General features: G+C 72.6%; 12 protein-coding genes and 1 pseudogene. 4 read left to right on the top strand and 9 right to left on the bottom strand.

Translation table 11 applies throughout. From position 1 onward, the window contains the following. From ND748_RS05610 to ND748_RS05635, 6 genes and pseudogenes are all read right to left on the bottom strand, one after another. Positions 1-1,000 (bottom strand): annotated as a pseudogene (locus ND748_RS05610) (hypothetical protein); the annotation flags it as partial. Positions 1,001-1,019: 19 nt separating this feature from the next. Next, positions 1,020-2,198: a hypothetical protein gene (locus tag ND748_RS05615; RefSeq protein ID WP_251744593.1), complete on the bottom strand. Its 1,179-nt coding sequence runs from the start codon at positions 2,196-2,198 to the stop codon at positions 1,020-1,022. A gap of 5 nt (positions 2,199-2,203) precedes the next feature. After that, entirely contained in the window at positions 2,204-5,038 is a 2,835-nt protein-coding gene (locus tag ND748_RS05620; protein ID WP_251744594.1) for a fibronectin type III domain-containing protein, read from the bottom strand. A gap of 73 nt (positions 5,039-5,111) precedes the next feature. Beyond that, the gene (locus ND748_RS05625) at positions 5,112-6,758 is read right to left on the bottom strand and encodes an Hsp70 family protein (protein WP_251744595.1); all 1,647 of its coding nucleotides are present in this window, start codon (positions 6,756-6,758) and stop codon (positions 5,112-5,114) included. A gap of 33 nt (positions 6,759-6,791) precedes the next feature. Further along, positions 6,792-7,754, bottom strand: a complete 963-nt coding sequence (locus ND748_RS05630) for a hypothetical protein (RefSeq protein WP_251744596.1) — start codon at positions 7,752-7,754, stop codon at positions 6,792-6,794. 300 nt (positions 7,755-8,054) lie between these two features. Further along, a complete protein-coding gene (locus ND748_RS05635; RefSeq protein WP_251744613.1) occupies positions 8,055-9,290 on the bottom strand; it encodes a TerD family protein in 1,236 nt (411 codons plus the stop codon). Positions 9,291-9,445: 155 nt separating this feature from the next. On the opposite strand from ND748_RS05635, the gene ND748_RS05640 reads away from it, so the two are divergent. The 3 genes from ND748_RS05640 (at position 9,446) to ND748_RS05650 (ending at position 11,313) form a co-directional block, all read left to right on the top strand. Further along, positions 9,446-9,784, top strand: a complete 339-nt coding sequence (locus ND748_RS05640) for a CATRA system-associated protein (protein WP_251744597.1) — start codon at positions 9,446-9,448, stop codon at positions 9,782-9,784. A 2-nt stretch (positions 9,785-9,786) separates the two neighbouring features. After that, entirely contained in the window at positions 9,787-10,245 is a 459-nt protein-coding gene (locus tag ND748_RS05645) for a CATRA conflict system CASPASE/TPR repeat-associated protein (protein WP_251744598.1), read from the top strand. A 126-nt stretch (positions 10,246-10,371) separates the two neighbouring features. Then, on the top strand, positions 10,372-11,313 hold the full coding sequence (locus ND748_RS05650; RefSeq protein ID WP_251744599.1) for a CoA ester lyase: 942 nt from the start codon (positions 10,372-10,374) through the stop codon (positions 11,311-11,313). Here ND748_RS05650 and ND748_RS05655 read toward each other — a convergent pair. Further along, positions 11,310-11,990, bottom strand: coding sequence for a TetR/AcrR family transcriptional regulator (locus ND748_RS05655; RefSeq protein ID WP_251744600.1), 681 nt, complete (start codon positions 11,988-11,990; stop codon positions 11,310-11,312). The genes ND748_RS05650 and ND748_RS05655 overlap by 4 nt on opposite strands. A 436-nt stretch (positions 11,991-12,426) precedes the next feature. Here ND748_RS05655 and ND748_RS05660 point away from each other — a divergent pair, with 436 nt between their 5' ends. Continuing rightward, positions 12,427-13,824: a sensor histidine kinase gene (locus tag ND748_RS05660; protein WP_251744601.1), complete on the top strand. Its 1,398-nt coding sequence runs from the start codon at positions 12,427-12,429 to the stop codon at positions 13,822-13,824. A gap of 43 nt (positions 13,825-13,867) precedes the next feature. Here ND748_RS05660 and ND748_RS05665 read toward each other — a convergent pair whose 3' ends face one another. Together ND748_RS05665 and ND748_RS05670 are read right to left on the bottom strand one after the other, a co-directional pair. Next, positions 13,868-14,422: a flavoprotein gene (locus tag ND748_RS05665; protein WP_251744602.1), complete on the bottom strand. Its 555-nt coding sequence runs from the start codon at positions 14,420-14,422 to the stop codon at positions 13,868-13,870. A 244-nt stretch (positions 14,423-14,666) separates the two neighbouring features. Continuing rightward, positions 14,667-16,010, bottom strand: coding sequence for a bifunctional GNAT family N-acetyltransferase/ATP-binding protein (locus ND748_RS05670; protein ID WP_251744603.1), 1,344 nt, complete (start codon positions 16,008-16,010; stop codon positions 14,667-14,669). Positions 16,011-16,248 lie beyond the last annotated feature (238 nt).

Below are 16,248 nucleotides of genomic sequence, written 5' to 3' on the forward strand. Positions count from 1 at the left end.
GGCGTTCCCCGGGCCAGAACAGCGCCGCGGCCAGCAGCGGATGCCACTGCGCCGACCGATTCGGGAGCCCGCCGCCCAGCTCGGCGGCGGCCGCCCACAGCGCGCCCGCATGCTCCACGCCGGCTTCGACGAGCAGGTCCGCCCACGGCTCGACGGGCACCTCACTGCTGCGCGCGGCCGGCATGTCGAACAGCAGGAAACTCGCGAACGCACCGTCGCTGCGGTCGACGTCGGCATCGGGCACCGTCGCCACCAGATTCAGGTCGCTGTACGCAGGCCGGTGATGGTAGGTGGCGAAGGACAGCTGGCGGGCGAGGGTCGGGGGAAGCAGGTAGGAGACGGCACCGATCCAGCTCGCGGCGGCCTCGCTGTCCTGATCGACGAGGATGATCGTCTGACGCTCGCCGGTGACGACCCGGGCCGCCGCGGACAGCAGAGCGGGCAGCATGGCCCGCCCGCCGTGCGCGCGCAGGAAGGCGGCGACCCGGCGGCGGTCGAGCCGTCCGCGTGGTGGCCGGCCGCTGGGCACGGCCAGGTCGCCGCGCACGGGCAGGCCGCCGCGCATGGACAGGTCGTGGAGCACGGACAGGTCGTGGAGCACGGGCAGGTCGACCTCGGTGGTCACCGGGGTGGAGGTCCAGATCGGCGCACCCCACAGCTCGATGGGCAGCGTCTCGCCGAGGTCCCCCGCCGCGTCGTCGGTGACCAGGGCGTGCGCGAAGTAGTTCCCGAACCGGTTCGAGTAGTCCGCGCCCACGAAGACGACGTTCGCCAGCACCGAGGCGTCCTCGGTTGGCTCGAAGCAGAGGTTCACCGGGCAGGCGGCTATCTGCGCGGCGTCCGCGTTGTACGGCAGCGAACTCGGCGGGTCGTAGGCGGTGAACGACTCGATCCGGCGCAGCAGTTCCGGCGAGATCCCGGGGCTCGTCGCGTTGAACTGGAATCCGGGATATCCCGAGAGGCCGACCTCACACGACGTGTAGTAAAGCTGCTTGAACACCATTTCGGCCCTTCCGCCGTCAGCCTTTTGTCCTGGGGATGGCGCCGAACTCGCTGAGCAGCCAGAGCAGCGGGTCGGCGACCCGGTAGGGCTGGACCACGCCGGTCGCCACCCGTCGCTCGGCGGTGGGGGCGGCACCGAGCGCCGACAGTCCGAAATACCGGTAGCGCGAGTAGTTGTGCCGCAGGGTCTGGTCGATGGCCGACCCCTCCCATTCGTCCAGCAGCGCCCGCACATGGTCGTGGACGCTGCGGCTGTCGGCCGAGTCGAATCGTGATCCGGCCGGCTGGGAACGCCGTAGGGGGCTTTCCTCGGGCAGGCTGCGCGTCAGCGCGTCCATCTTGGAGAACGCCACCGCCATCGGAGTTCGGATCAGCTCGGACGGCTTCGTGCCCCGGGCCCGCTGCAACAGGTCGGTGATGCGTCCCAGCACGCTGACCGGGCTTTCCAGGTCCTGGTCGCGGGGGCGGGGGGCGTCCGGTTCGGCCTGGCCCCGGGCGCCCCGCATCGTCAGCGGGTCGAGGAGCAGGATGATGCCCGCCGCGCTGGCCAGGTAACGGGCGTTCTGCTCGACGCTGTCCGCCGAGTTCAGGTCTTCGCCCGCGGTGTCGAAGAAGGACAGCACGGTCCGTTCCTGGCGGACCCGGCCCAGGCTCCGCCCGCGCACCGTGAAGGTGAACACCAACGGCCGGCGCGAGGTCGGCGACGTCGAACGCTGCGTGGGCGCGGCCAGCTCGTGCTTGTCGTAGAGCGGCGCCTCGTACCGGCGGCGAAAACTGTCCCTGGTCTCGTCGTCGGCGCCGAGCACCGACGCGTCGAACCGGATCCCGATCGAGTGCATCAGCTCGTGCAGCAGGACGGTCATGAACACCGTCTTGCCGCTTTCCTTCGCCCCGACCAGCGCGATGAGCTGGTTCTCGACCTTGCCGAAATGGACCGGCAGCTGGGTATGGCATTCCGGACACAGCCGGTAGTTCGTCTCGGCCTGGCACTCCGCGTGGACGACGGAGCGCTTGCGGCCATCCGCCGAGAACGCCGGGGGAAGCTGCCCGGTGAACCCCATCCGCTTCGCCAGCCGTTCGTCCCGGCGGCTCGAACAGGCCTTTCCGGTGGAGCCCGGACGGCCGGAACACCGGAACCATATCTCCCGCTCCGCGAACTGCTGGTAGCAGTACGGGCAGACCAGTCTGCTGCTCATCGGTGTCACCTCGTCCGGTGGCCGCGAACCAATGTCACCTGAATGTGTCCGTCGGCCGGCGGCGCGTTCGGGTCGACGAAGCAGGCGAGCCCGGCGATCGCGCGCCGCGGTGCCGGGAACGTGACGAGCGTCTTCTTACCCGCGACCAGGTCCCGGGCCGGAAGGCTGACCAGCACGGCGCCGTGGGCGGCGGTCAGCGGCATGATTCCGTCCGGTCGGGCGACCACGATCAGCGGCGGCAGCCGGCAGGAGCGGCCGCAGGCCAGCTCGAGGACGGCTCGCCGCCAGGGCAGGCGCGCCGGGCGGACGTGGTAGTTGACCTCGACGGCGCGCCCCGGCACGTGCACCGTCACGGGCGGTGAGGTTGTGCTGCCACCGTCCCCGCCTGTCGCCGTCCGCACCGTGATCGTGACGGCGTTCTCGCCGACCTGGATCTCCAGCCCGCCCTCGTCGGTGTACCGCCGCGGCCGGATCTCCACCGCACCGCCCGACCCGCCGCCCGACCCGCCGCCCGAGCGGTCGACCGCTTCGTCGTCGGAGGCGCCGACGGGCTTCCAACGGACCTGTGCCAGGCTCGCGCCCTGCGGCCAGTCCCACCGCAGGCGCACGGCATCGCCGAACCTGGTTGCGGCCAGTCCGCGCACCGCGTCCGCGAGGGAGACCGACACGGTGGCGCCGACGATCGCGACCGCGCTGCCCGCGGTGGCGGTGACCGCGGTCAGGAATGTGCGGCCGTGCCGCGCAGGGACACCGAGCACGACCCGGCCGTCGCCGCGCCGCACCGGGCTGCCGGGAAGCACGACCCCGTGTCGGGAGACCTCGGCGACCGGTACCCGCGTCCCCGGCGGCCACCGCGGCGCGGTCGGGGCCATCCGGATCTCCACGGTGCCGGTACCCGGCGGTGTCCAGGTCACGATCGCGGGCTGGGCGCCGGCCGGAGCCTGGCCGGCGGCCGGGGACTGGTCGGCGGACGCCGCCGAGGCAGCCTCGGCGGACAGCTCGACGGCGAGGTCCGTCACCGGCTCGGGTCGTCGCTGGGGACGGGCGACGGCAACCACTCCGGCCGAGCTGTGCCTGGTTCCGTCCGCAGCGAGGTAGACCGCCGCGATCCGGTACTGATACGTCCGGTCCGGGCGCAGGCCGAGGTCGGTGAAGCCGGTCGAGGTGACCGACGTCGGCTTCGACCCGCGGCCGGTGTTGCCGGATTCGGTCCGCCGCACCTCGACCCCGTGGAGGCCCGCGGGCGCCTGCCACGAGCCGGTCACGGAGTCCGTGTCGGCCACCACCGTGAGGTCCTGGACCTCCGGGGTGAGCCGCAGCCCGGCGGCGTTCGCGCCCGGCGACCAGATGCCGTCGGCACGGCTGGCGAAGACCGTGTAGAAGATCCGTTCTCCCGGTGGCGGGGTCTCGTCGACCGCGGTGTTGGCCGAGGTCCGCGCGACGAGCGTGCCGGCCTGCGGCCCGGTCGCGGGCCGGTGGGGCGCCCGGACCAGTCGGTAGTGCACCTCACCGGTGCGGGCCGGGCTTGGTGCCCACCGCACGTTCACCCGGGCGCCGTCGATCCCCGCGTCGATGGACGGCGGTGCCGGCGGCGGGATCGCCCGCAGCCTGGCCTGGATATCGTCGCGGTCGGTCGCGATCTCGCCGGCCGCCGCCAGCAGCGCCGCCGTCTGCTCCGCCCGGCCGGCGGCCCCGGCCTCGTCGGCCTCGGCCACCAGGGTGCGAACCCTGACCTCGGCGGCTTCGATCTGCCCGGCCACCTCGGCCCGCTCGGCTTCCCCCACCGTGGCGAGAAGCTGGCGGGCGGCGCGCAGTCGGCCGGCCGCGAGCGCCTCGTGGATCTCCTGAGCAGCGGTGCCGGCGGACCCGGCGGTGCCGGCACGCCAGGCCTCGGCGAGCACCACCGCCAGGTCCTCGGCCTCGAGACGGACCAGTCCCAGCGAGGCCGCCTGATCGGCGATCGCGCGCGCCGGCAGGCCCGCCTCGACCCCGCCACGCAGCGCCTCGACGACCTCCCAGCGGATCAGCTCGGCGAAGCCGGTCGGAGTGCGGACGGCGGCCAGGATGATCACAAAGATGTTCTCGGCGGCGGTCTGGCGCTCGTCCTGCACGCTGCGGGCGCGGGCCTGGCGCGCCCGCGTGACCTCCTGCTCGGTGACCTCCTGCCCGGTGCACTCCTGCCCGGTCGCCTCCCGCTCGGTGACCGCCGCCGGCCCGGTGACAGCCGACGCCAGCCGGAAGCCGTCGCGCAGGTGGAAGCCGGCGCGGACCCGGTCCGCCCCGAGGACGAGCTCCGCGGACAGCCGCAGGCCGAGAACGGCCAGGGGGTCGCGCAGCGCCCGGGCCTGATGCGGCGGCGGCCCGGTCGGGAGCTCCCACCGCCGGTCCATGACCCGCAGGTGGTGGCGTCCCAATGCCGCCCGGACGGCGCCGGCGTCGAGCGCGCCGCCCCCCGCGGCACCCGACAGCAGCCGCCCCACCATCGCCTCGGTGATGCACGGATTGGCCGCCGCGAGCGCGCCGACGAGGCGGTCCAGGTATTCCTGCTGCTCCCGGCGCGCACGTTCGCGGTGCTCCCGGAACGCCGCCGGCTGGAGCTGATCGGCGCCGCGCAGTTCCGCGTGGGCGGCGAGCAGCGCGTCCGCCACGGCCGCGTGGGTCTTCTTGAGCTTCAGCGTCCGCCAGTACTTCACTACCTGGTCGATGCGGGCGGTGAACAGCGCCGAATCAGCCGCGGTCGCCTCGTCGAGGTCGTAGCGCACGAAGAGGTCCGCGGGCAGCCCCTGCCGACGGGCTGGATCGACGACGTCCCCGCGGTACCGTTCGGCATCGAACGCCATACCTGAACCCCCGAGTCACCCTCGTCCACCGGCCGCGCCGATGTTTCGCCGACGTCCGCTGCGCCACCGTCGGCTACTCGCTGAGCGTGTACCGCGCCACGGCGTTCCTCGCCTTCTCGACCTGCTCCTCGGTGAGTCCCTGGATCTGCAACTCGATGTGCAGGTCCTTGCCGGACTTGAGCTCGACCGCGTGGACCCGCAGCACGCCGGTCTCGTTCATCGTGAAGGTGACATCAATGGGGGAGTTGCGCGGCAGCGGCGGCATCCCGTTGATCAGACCCCGGCCGATCGCCGCGTTGTCGGCGAGTTCCTCGGAGACGGTGGCGCCGGCCTGTTCCCAGATCTCGATCTCGATCTCGGTCTGGTTGTCCTCGACGGTCCCGAACCGTTCGGTGTCCGGAGACGCCGGCAGTGCGGTGTTCGGCGGGAGGATGTGCGCCACCTTCTGCCGGCGCAGGTCCGGATCCGCGCTGTCCACGACCTTGATGCCGAAGGCGCGCGGGACGACGGTGCGGACCTTCTTCTTCGCCAGTTCGCGGACGGCCTCGGTGGTGATGCCCAACTGGTCGGCGACCCGCTGCACGGCCGCCGGCGACGCCGCCGTGGCCTGCTTGCCGGCCGTCGCCTGCCCCGACTGGCTCGCCTCCTCCCCGGGGAGGTGGAGCTTCACCGACTCGATCAGCGCGAACCGGGCGGCACCCTTCGCCACCGCAAGGTCCGGGTCGTGGAGCTTCGTCTCGAACCCGAAGCGCTCGGCGATGCGCGCGGCGACGGCGGGCATCCGCGTGGCGCCGCCGACGAGGAGCACGTCGTCGAAGGAGGCCACGCCCTTGTCTCGCGCGGTGGCGACGGTCCGCTCCGTGATGTCGAGTGTCCGTTCGAGCAGCTCCCCGGTGATCTGCTCGAACCTCTCCCGGGTCAGCTCGACGCGGGCGGTGTCGCCGCCGAAACGCATGTTGTGCCGGCGCGACGTGGTGCTGCTCAGCGCCTTCTTCATCTCCTCCGCGGCGATCGTCAGCTCCTGGAGGAAGTCCTCGTTGTCGGCCACCTCCGAATCGGGATGCTCGGCGAGGAAGCTGTCCAGCAGGTGCCGGACGATGCGCTCGTCCCAGTCGACGCCGCCGAGATGATGGTCGCCGTCGGTGCAGACGACGTTGATCTCGTTGCCGGCGACCTTGATGACCGTCGTGTCGAAGGTTCCGCCGCCGAGGTCGTAGACCAGAATCGTGCGTTCCCCGGCCGGCGTGACCACCTCGTAGTGCAGCGCCGCGGCGACGGGCTCGGGCACGACGTTCAGCACGTCCAGCCCGGCGATCCTCCCGGCGTTGCGGGTCGCCTCCCGTTCCGCCACCCCGAAGTAGGCGGGCACCGTGATCACGACTTCGCGGACGGGTTCGCCGGTGAACTCGGTCGCGGCCCGGGCCAACTCGCTGAGAATCAGGGCGGAGATGCTCTCCGGGGTGTGCGTGGTGCCATGGAACGACAGCTCGATGTCCTGCCCCATCTGCCGCTTGATCAGCGACACGACCAGATCCGGCTCGAGCTTCGCCGAGTTCTTCGCGTCCCGCCCGACCACCACGTTGTCCGGGGTCTCGAAGTACACCACCGACGGGGTGGTGTCCTCGCCGACCATGTTCTTCGCAACGGCGGGACGGCCGGTGTCGTCGATGTAGGCGACGCAGGAATAGGTCGTCCCCAGGTCGATGCCGTAGGTTGCCATGGATCCTCGCAGGTGTGGGAGCCCGAACTGGTGTCAGAGCCCGGGTTGGACGGGGGCGGGCGAGGCCGGTGCGGGGTCCGCTTCGGTGGTCGCGCCGGCTCCAGCGGTGGCGCCGGCTCCAGTGGTGGTGGCGGTGGCGTCGGCGGCTGGCTGCTGGTGGCGGAAGATCCGGGTGCGCGCGGGTCGCCGGATCCTGCCGGTGTCCCGATCCAGCACCCCGACCTGCGTGACCTCGGCGACCGTGTTGTGTCGGGCGGGGTCGTCGGTCGCGAGCACGGCTGCGGCCAGCTGCGCACCGGACTGGAAGCGCTCCCCGGGCGCCGGACGGACCAGGTCGAAGCCGCAGCGCTCCAGGGCGAGCTCCACGTCGTCGGCGAAGCTCACGAGCAGGTCGGCGGTGCGCGCGTCCCCGCGCCCGGCCATCCGCGCCGACTCGGCCGACAGGCCGTCGTGCAGTCTGATCAGGTCGGTGACGACCGGGTCGAGCAGCGCACGGCGCACCCCGGACCGCTGCTCGAGGCGGTCCTCGTGCAGTCGGTCGATCACCGCCTCCCGGTGCGCGGAGCGCCGGTGGAACTCGGTGAGGGCGGCCTCGATGCCGGCAAGGCGCTCGAGGAGCGGGTCGGCCGGTGTCTCGGCTCCGCCCAGGTCGGCCCGGCCGGTCGTGTCGGTCGTGTCGGTCGTGTCGGTGGTGCCGGTCGTGTCGGTGGTGCCGGCGACCTCGGCGGCGCCGGGGTGGCCGCCGCCGGTGTGCCCAGCTGCGGTGTGCCCGGCGGCGGAGTCGGTCGTGGTGTGCCCGGCTGCGGCGGGCTCGGTCGTGGTGGGCCTGGTCGCGGCAGGGTCGGCTGCGGTGTGCCCGGCTGCGGTGGGGCTGGGCGCGGTGGGGCTGGGCGCGGCGGAGTCGAGGGACCGCGGCGCCTGGAACCGAGGGGGCGGATCGCCGGCGGGCGGCGGAGGAAGGGACGGCGGCACGGGTTCGCCGGGGTCTTCGAGCATGGCGGCAGACCAATCGGTAGACAAACGCAGGTCGGTGCCGCCGATGCCGTCCGGGCGGACTCGCTTCGTCGGCGACCCTGCCACCGGCGACGGGCTCGGGCCGGATGACGGGGCGAGGTGTTCTTCTTCGCTCAGGCGGAAAGGCAGTGCCGCGACGGGCGGGTGCTTCTGACGCGGCGCAAGAAAATCCCCACGTTTATGATCATGACCTTCCCCGACGTCGCCCCGAGTATATGCATTGCCTCTGCAGGCACCTCACCGATGCGAGCTGGCGTCGGGGGGACACCTTGCCGCCGCGACTCAACGCGTCTTGAACTCCACCGGCCCCGCATCCATGGTGAACGTGCCGTCGGCGTGGAGAACCGGCCGCCGCTCGCTGCGGGAGTGCGAGTAGGTCTCCACATGCTCGATGACGGCCTCCTCCTCGCCGGAAAGGTCGATGCGCGCTATCGCCACCCAGTAGGAGGAGCTGTTCCGGTGGTACAGAGGAGTTTGTACCACCGAACCGGCGTGGTCGTCGACCTGCACCACTGCATGAAACCCCCGGAAGGAACCGACGCCGTTCTCGACCGCGGAGTATGCGCAGATGAGGATGTGTCGGAAGGCCTGCGGACTGGCGATCACGATCGTCTCCCGGCCGCGATGGCGGTCGCCGGTCGTCAGGCAAATGTGCGGCGGGCGCCGCAGTGAGCCCTGGTTCCGGTAGTAGCAGACACCCGCTCGCCCGGTCCGGTCGATGTAGAGCGCGTAGAGGTCGAGGTCCTTGTCCCGGCGCTTCCAGGTCAGCTCCGCCGTAATCTCGCTCTGTGGTATCCCGATGGCCGTGCGGGCGCCGGGCAGCAGCTTCACGTCACCAAGCGGGGCGATGCCGCCGCCCTGCCGCTGACCTCGGCTCCGCTCCCGATCCGGGCTCGTCCGATCTGGGCTTTGGTCCCGGCTCTGGCTCCGGTCCTGCTCCCGGCCCTGGCCCAGTGGCTCCTCGCGCGGACCAGCCGGTTCCGCAGCGGCTGACCGCCTGCGGTACAGGGCATCATCGATCCGCACGGCGTAGCGGGACCCCAGCCCCGCCAGCCCGTCGGCAAAGCCGAAGCCCACGGTGCGGTAGTACCAGCCGTCCCTGCGCCGGTGCAGCTCGCCGGGAACGTGGACGACGTCCCCGGGGCCCGCAGCGACGTCGATCCGGAGCAGCTCGCAGTCGTCGTCCGCGTCGACGAGCCGTAGTCGTACCCCGGGCGCGTCGACGAGGCGGCCACCCGAGGCCGACAGGCTCAGCACCACCTGATCGCCCTCGGCGTGCAGCGTGTCCAGATCTATCTCCGCGCGTTCGGTCACGACCGCCGCGTCCGTTCTACCGAGATGCCGGATCGCACCGTCCGGACCGACCGGGGTGGCGAAGTGTATGGCGTACACGGAGGCCGGATCCACCCCACCGTTTCCGTGGACCACGAGGATGAGGTCGAGGTCGAGGTCGGCGTTCTCCCAGTTCAGGACCACGCGGATACGCCGCGCGCGAAGTGCGACCTGGCTGAGCAGCATAAGCGACACGAGCGGCCCTCTCCTGAGTCGGCCTGATCGTAGCCCGCGCCGGATCGGGGCGGCGGATGGACGGATCATCGCGCAATCCGGGTGACGGCCGGACCGGTTCGTCGGCGGTAGGCTCGGGCCGATGGGAGCACAGCAGTGAGGTGCAGGTGGTGAATGCGGACGGCGGGTTGGCGTCGCTGCGGGAAGCTCTTGTCGTGGATCTGACAATCCGTGGCTGGGAGCGGTTCGGAATCCTCGTCGACGGCCTTGAGGCGGCCTGGTCGGCGGGGGAGGACGCGCGATTCGCCATTTCCGTGGAACGGCCGGATCTCGCGCTGCGCAAGCGTGCGACGCACCTCGGCGAGGAGCCGGCCGTGTCGAGGACGCAACCCGTCCGTGAACGGGTGAACAGAATGATTCACGTGCTGAGTGATGCTTCAGGCGAAGAAGTCCAGCGCCGCGAGGCGCCACCGGAGGCTGCTACGACGGCCGACGCCGGATCCTGACCGTGGCCGGCGATCCCGCGCAGACCGCGCAGACCGCGCAGACCGCGCAGACCGCGCAGACCGCGCAGACCGCGCAGACCGAACCGCACGGGCCGGACCTGCGGACGCCGGAGCCGGGCGGCCCGGACCTGCGCGGCCCGGACCTGCGGGCGCCGGAACCAGGCGGGTTCGCGTCGGATGGGTTCGAGCTGCGCGGGCCCGAGCTGCGCGGGCCCGCGCTCGTGGTCCATCTGTACGCGTCGACGGACGGGCCCCGCGCGGTGCAGGCGTACGAGTTCCTCCGCGCTGTCTGGGCGGCCTGCCGGCTGACGTTGAACATGGAGCCGGCCTTCGACCGGCTGGGCGTGCCCGCGGTGCTGCCGGGATCGATCGACGCTGGAGGCCGCGTTGCGGGCCTTCGCCTACAACCGGGTTTTCGTCCGGCTGGCCCGCCGGCACCGGCTGGCGGGCCAGTAGGGTGAGTCCGCGCGTCCTCGACCGTAACCAGCAGGTCTGGCCGGAACAGGGCCGGTCTCACCTGGTCACCGGCCTACCGTCCGGGTTCGGACGAGGGTCGGGACGGGGCGCGCGAGGACGGGAGGAATGCGGTGACAGCCGAGGGAGCCGCGGCCGAGGCGACGCCGGCCGGGGGGACGGCGGCGAGGTACCGCCCGCGCCGGTCGGTGCTCTACATGCCGGGGGCGAACGAGCGGGCGTTGGAGAAGGCGAAGGGCCTGCCGGCCGACGCGCTCATCCTCGACCTGGAAGACGCGGTGGCCCCGGCCGCCAAGCAGGACGCCCGGACGCGGGTCTGCGCCGCTGTGGCCGCCGGCGCCTACGGCCGGCGGGAGGTGGCGATCCGGATCAACGGGCGGGACACCCCCTGGCACGCCGACGACCTGCGCGCCGCCGCCCAGGCGGGACCGGACGCCATCGTCGTGCCGAAGATCGGCTCGCCGGCCGACGTGCACGCCGTCGAGCGGGACCTGGCCGCCGCCGGGGCTCCGGCACGCACCCTGATCTGGGCGATGGTCGAGACGCCCATCGCGATGCTGCGCGCCCTGGAGATCGCCCAGGCCTCGCCGCGCCTGGCGGTGCTGGTCATGGGCACCAATGACCTGGCCAACGAGCTGCGCGCGGAGCATGTGCCGGGCCGGGCGCCGCTGCTCACCGGTCTGGGGTTGTGCCTGCTGGCGGCGCGGGCCAGCGGCAAGGCGATTCTCGACGGCGTCTACAACGACGTCCGCGACGCCGACGGGTTCGCCGCCGAGTGCCGGCAGGGTCGTGAGCTGGGGTTCGACGGCAAGACCCTGATCCATCCCGGCCAGGTCGAACCCTGCAACCAGGCGTTCTCGCCGTCCGCCGAGCAGCTTGCCGAGGCCGCGGAGATCGTGCGGGCCTGGGCGGATGCGGCCGACGCGGGCCGGGGGGTCGTCACCGTCAACGGGCGGATGATCGAGAACCTGCATGTCGACAACGCCCGGCGGCTGCTCGCCGTCGACGCCGCCATCGCCGAGCTCGCGCGGCGGACTCCCGGGGCGCTGCCCTAGCGGCGTCCGCCGTGGCTGTCCAGCAGGAACCGGACGAGGTCGCGGGCGTGCTGTGCCGGGCCGTCGGCACCGAGGGCCGCCACACTGGCGTAGACCCCTTCCATGATCAGAACCAGTCGGTCGGCCAGCTCCCGCGAGCCAGAGGCGGGATCGGCCCCGTGCGTGGCGGGATCGGCGCCGTGCGTGGTGGGGTCCGCGTCGGCGGGGGTGGCGTGCGTGCCGGGTGCGGCGAGGGCCGCCGTCATCGCGGCGAACTGGTCGCGGACCCACGCCTTGGCGGCGACGGCGTGGCGATGGGCGGGCGCCTGCGGGTCCGGGATCTCGGCGAGCGCCATCAGGAACGGGCAGCCACGGCAGCGGTCGGGCCGCGTCTGGTCGACCAGGGCGTCGAACACGGCGAGGATCCGGGCGCGCGGCGACGTTCCGCCCGCCTGCGCGGCGTCGGTGAACCACTGTCTGTACAGCGCGCCCGCCCGTTCCACATAGGCAGCGACGAGGTCGTCCTTCGCGGCGAACAGGCGGTAGAGGGTGGTCGGCGCGACGCCGGCCCGCGCGGCGAGCGTGTCCACTCCGGTCGCGCGGATGCCCTGCCAGTAGAACAGCTCGTGCGCCACGGCGAGCACGTGTTCGCGGGTTTCCGCCGCGCTGCGCCGCGGTGGTGGAGATGAGTCCGGCACGGTCGTGAGTCTCCCGTCGTCGGCGGTCCGACCCGGGCGGGCCGCGCTTGCGGCGAGCAGGTTTACCGCCCCCCATTGTCAGGGGGCGTTCCGTACCGACGTCAAACTGATCATCGTCCATCTCTGCGGAGATGGACGATCAGGTATCTCGTCGCCGGAGAAACCGGCGACATCGGGCGGGAACTTCTCGACGTGCGGACCCACGCGCAGTGGCTCGACGCGCACGCCGCGGAGTTTCGTGCCCCGAAGCCGGCCTCGCCGGTCTGATCGGGGCGGGATGTGGGTCGGGATAACCCGAAGGCGAGTGGTGGGCGTACCGGCTGGGAGCGTCGAGGGCGCGGCGGCAGGCTGAGAGGCGTCCCCACGGGGACCGGGCGTCCCGCGCAGATCGTGTTCGTGGGCGACCGGGCCGTGACACATTGTCCCGAAGGCGCCGATGACCATGACGACCCCGCCATCCCCCGACCCCTCGCGGGAGCCCGGACTGCCGCGCCAGCCGGCGGACGGCCCGCGGGACGGTGAGCAACGGGACGATCTCCCACCCGGCGCGGGTCCGCGGCGCTGGCGGGTGCACCGGGAGTTCGCCTACACCCTGGTCGGCCTGCCGGTGGGCATCGTCGGTTTCGTCTACGCGGTCGTCGCGATCTCCGTCGGCGCCGGCCTCGCCGCCACCGTCCTCGGCCTGCCGCTGCTGGCGGCCATGGTCGTCGGCGCCCGCCGGTTCGGCGAGGCGAACCGGCGGCTGGCCGGCAGGTTGCTCCACGCGGGCGTTCCCGCGCCCCGCCCGTTCCGCCCGCGTCGTCCCGGCGCGTCCGGGTGGATCCGAGCGGGGCTGGGCGACACGGTCGGCTGGCGGGCCCTCGCCTACCTGCTGCTGAAGTATCCGCTCGCGGTGGCCAGCGGGGTCGTCTCGATCACGCTGTGGAGCTACGCGCTGGGCGCGGTCACCTACCCGGTCTGGCGGCCGTTCCTGCCGTTGCAGCACGACAGCGACGGGCAGGGCCACCGCGGTGCCTCGATCGGCGCCGACTACTTCTTCGACACCGCCCCCCTCGTCGCCGCGGTGACCGTGACGGGGCTGCTCCTGCTGCTCGTCGCCCGCTGGACGGTGCACGGGCTGGTGCACCTGGACGTGCTGCTGATCCGCGGCCTGCTCGGCCCCACCCGGCGATCCCTCACCGCGCAGCGGGTGCGCGACCTGGAACGCACCCGCGCCGCCGCCGTGGACGACTCGGCCGCGGCGCTGCGTCGCATCGAACGCGACCTGCACGACGGGGCACAGGTCCGGCTGGTGGCGATGGCGATGAATCTCGGCATCGCCCGCGAGCACCTCGCCGCGGACGGGGACGCCGTCGATCTGGACGCCACCCGCACGCTCGTCGACGCGGCTCACCGAGAGGTCAAGGAGGCCCTCGTCGAACTGCGGAACATCGCCCGCGGGATCCATCCGCCGATTCTCGACCGGGGCCTCGACGCCGCGCTCGCGAGCCTCGTCGCGAGCAGCGCACTGCCGGTGCGGGTGAGCGTCGACCTGCCGGACCGCCCGTCGGCGGCGATCGAGACGATCGCCTACTTCTGCGTCGCCGAGCTGCTGGTCAATGCCGCCAGGCACAGCCACGCCGACGAGGTGCACATCAGCATCATCGGGCGGGCCAGGCGGGTGCGCCTCGTCGTCGGTGACGACGGTGCCGGCGGGGCGCGCATCGACCCCGGGGGCGGCGGGGGGCTCGCCGGCCTGGTGGAGCGGGTCCGTACCGTGGACGGCTGGCTTGCGGTCAGCAGCCCGCCCGGCGGCCCGACCGCCGTGACCGTGGATCTGCCGCTGCACGCCTGACGGGCTCGTCCCCGGCGTCGGCGCGCGGCCGGGCGGGCGTCCGTCAGGCGCTCTTCGCGGCCTCGAGGGCATCGAGGAGCTTCTGCCAGGGGAACAGCGCCTTCCACGCCTCGATGTCCGGGATGTTCTCCAGCACGACGTCCTCGTACTCGAAGATCACCTGCACGCCCCAGGAGCGCAGGGTCGCGATGTTCGCGAGGAACGCGGGATGCTTCGCGTGGGTCGGGTTCGGCGGCAGCCCGATGATGATGGGGATCCCCGAGCAGATGGTCTCGTTGAGCAGGCTCAGCGCGAGGGTGTCCGAGATGCCGCCGGCGAACTTGTTCACCGTGTTGAAGGTGGCCGGGGCCACCACGATGGCGTCGGGTACCGGGCGCTCCTCGTTGTCGTCCTCGACCAGCGCGTACTCGCTGCGCACCCCGTGTCCGGTGAGGCTGGCGAGCAGCCCGGTGTCGATGAACTTCAGCGACGACGGGGTGGCGACGACCCGGATGTCCCATCCGGTGGACTGCGCCTGCTTGACGAAGACGGGGAGGTCGTCGGCGGGGTACCCGCCGCCGCAGACGACGATGTAGAGCGCGCGATTTCCGACAGTCATGGCGAAGAAACCCATCTCGAGGCCGCGGAGAAACGGAACCATTCGTTCCAGTAGCCATTCTCCGCCCGTTCGACCGCTTTCCGGGCGGAGCCGCCGAACGTCGGGTGCGGACGGTCCGAAGGTCCCGCCGCGCCGGCACGGCCACCGGCAGGGGACAGGGTCGGATGCGGGCGACGGCCGGCTGCGGCGAGGGTCGGATGTGGTCGAGGGTCGGATGCGGGCGAGGGCCAGGCGTGGGCGAGGGTCAGATACGGGTGAAGGCCTCCGCGTCCCGGCGGAAGCGGTCGAGCTCGGTCAGGCTGATCGTCGGACGGGCCTGCCGCGCGGCGTCGAGCAGGTCGGCGGTGCCCAGCGGCGTGGTGGCGGGGTTCTCGCCGCCGTCGGGGCCGGCCGCGTCCGAGCCGGGCTTGCCGTGCAGCCAGGTGTCGTCGGCGGCCCGGTGGAAGGCCGCCGCGGCCGAGCGCTGCACGACCGCGGAGAGGTCCGCCGGGGTGAACAGGTCGGTCGCGGCCACCACCGCGTCCAGGTCGATCTCGGCCTTGTTGGCGACCCGCTCCAGCAGGCCCGCCAGCAGCACGCGGCGTCCGCCGGCGTCCGGCGGTCCGACCGGGAGCACCAGGTCGAACCGGCCGGGCCGGATGAACGCCGGGTCCAGCGCCGACACCGCGTTCGTCGCGCAGATCAGCAGCCGGCCCTGCACCCCGCGGAACAGCGGGATCGCCTTGAGCAGCTCGTTGACGACGGACTGGTTCTCCGGCCGGGTCTCGCGGGACTGGGCGATCTCGTCGACCTCGTCAATGAACACGACGACGCGCTCGACGCCCATCAGGTCGTCGATCGCCGACCGCAGCTCGGCGGCGAGCCCGGCCGCCCCCGAGGCCAGCCGCGACGGCAGCAGCTCCACGAACGGCCACTCCAGCCGGGCGGCGATCGCCCGGGCGAACGACGTCTTGCCGGTTCCCGGCGGCCCGAACAGCAGCATCGCCGTGGGGATGACGACGCCGTAGGCCTCGGCCAGCTCCCGCTCCCGCACCGGCAGCAGCAGCCGCTGCTCGATGAGCTTGCGCTCGTCCTCCATGCCCGCGAGGTTCGACCACTCGGACGTGCTCAGCAGCGCCCCACCCCAGCGCTCGACGGTCGACACGTCCGCCGGGCGCAGCGGGATCTGCTTGTCGTAGAGCACCTGCCCGGTGGCGGTGAAGCCGCGGTTGAGGAACGCCTCCTCCCCGGACTGGCCGGGGGTGATCAGCGTGGTGATCCGCCGGCAGCCGGTGTGCAGGAGCAGGTTCTCCACGCTCTGCAGCAGGCCGGAGCCGATGCCGTGGTGACGCCAGGCCGGCGCCAGCGCGACCGTGAGGACCCGGCCCGCGGCGCCCTCCTTGCGCCCGACCGCGGCCCCCACGATGTGCTCGCCCGCAACGGCGACCACCACCGGGGACTCGGTGTCGGGCGGCTCGTGCCGCAGCGCCAGCACGGTTTCGGTCAGGTTGATCGGCGGTCCGCCCGGGGTGCTGCGCACCTCCTCGAGCAGCCGCACGGTGGCCGCGTAGTCGACGGTCTCGTAGGGACGGATGTGCCAGATGGGCACGCTGGCTCCTTCAGGTCGGTCACCGACGGATCGTCGAGACGACTCTGCCTGGATGGTCGCGGCGAACCCGTGAGGACTGTTGGAGCTTTGTGGGGGGACTTTGGGACCGGCACCGGTTGACGAAGGCCGTCTGTGTGCCCGGGAGCGCTCCCCCGGGCGGGGTCGCCGTGTCGTCGCCCGGCGGCGCGCGACGCCGCCCGGCCGGCCGCGGGAACGCTGGTGGGCGCACGGCCCGCGG

This window comes from Frankia sp. AiPs1 (genome assembly GCF_023716945.1).
Classification (GTDB): Bacteria; Actinomycetota; Actinomycetes; order Frankiales; family Frankiaceae; genus Frankia.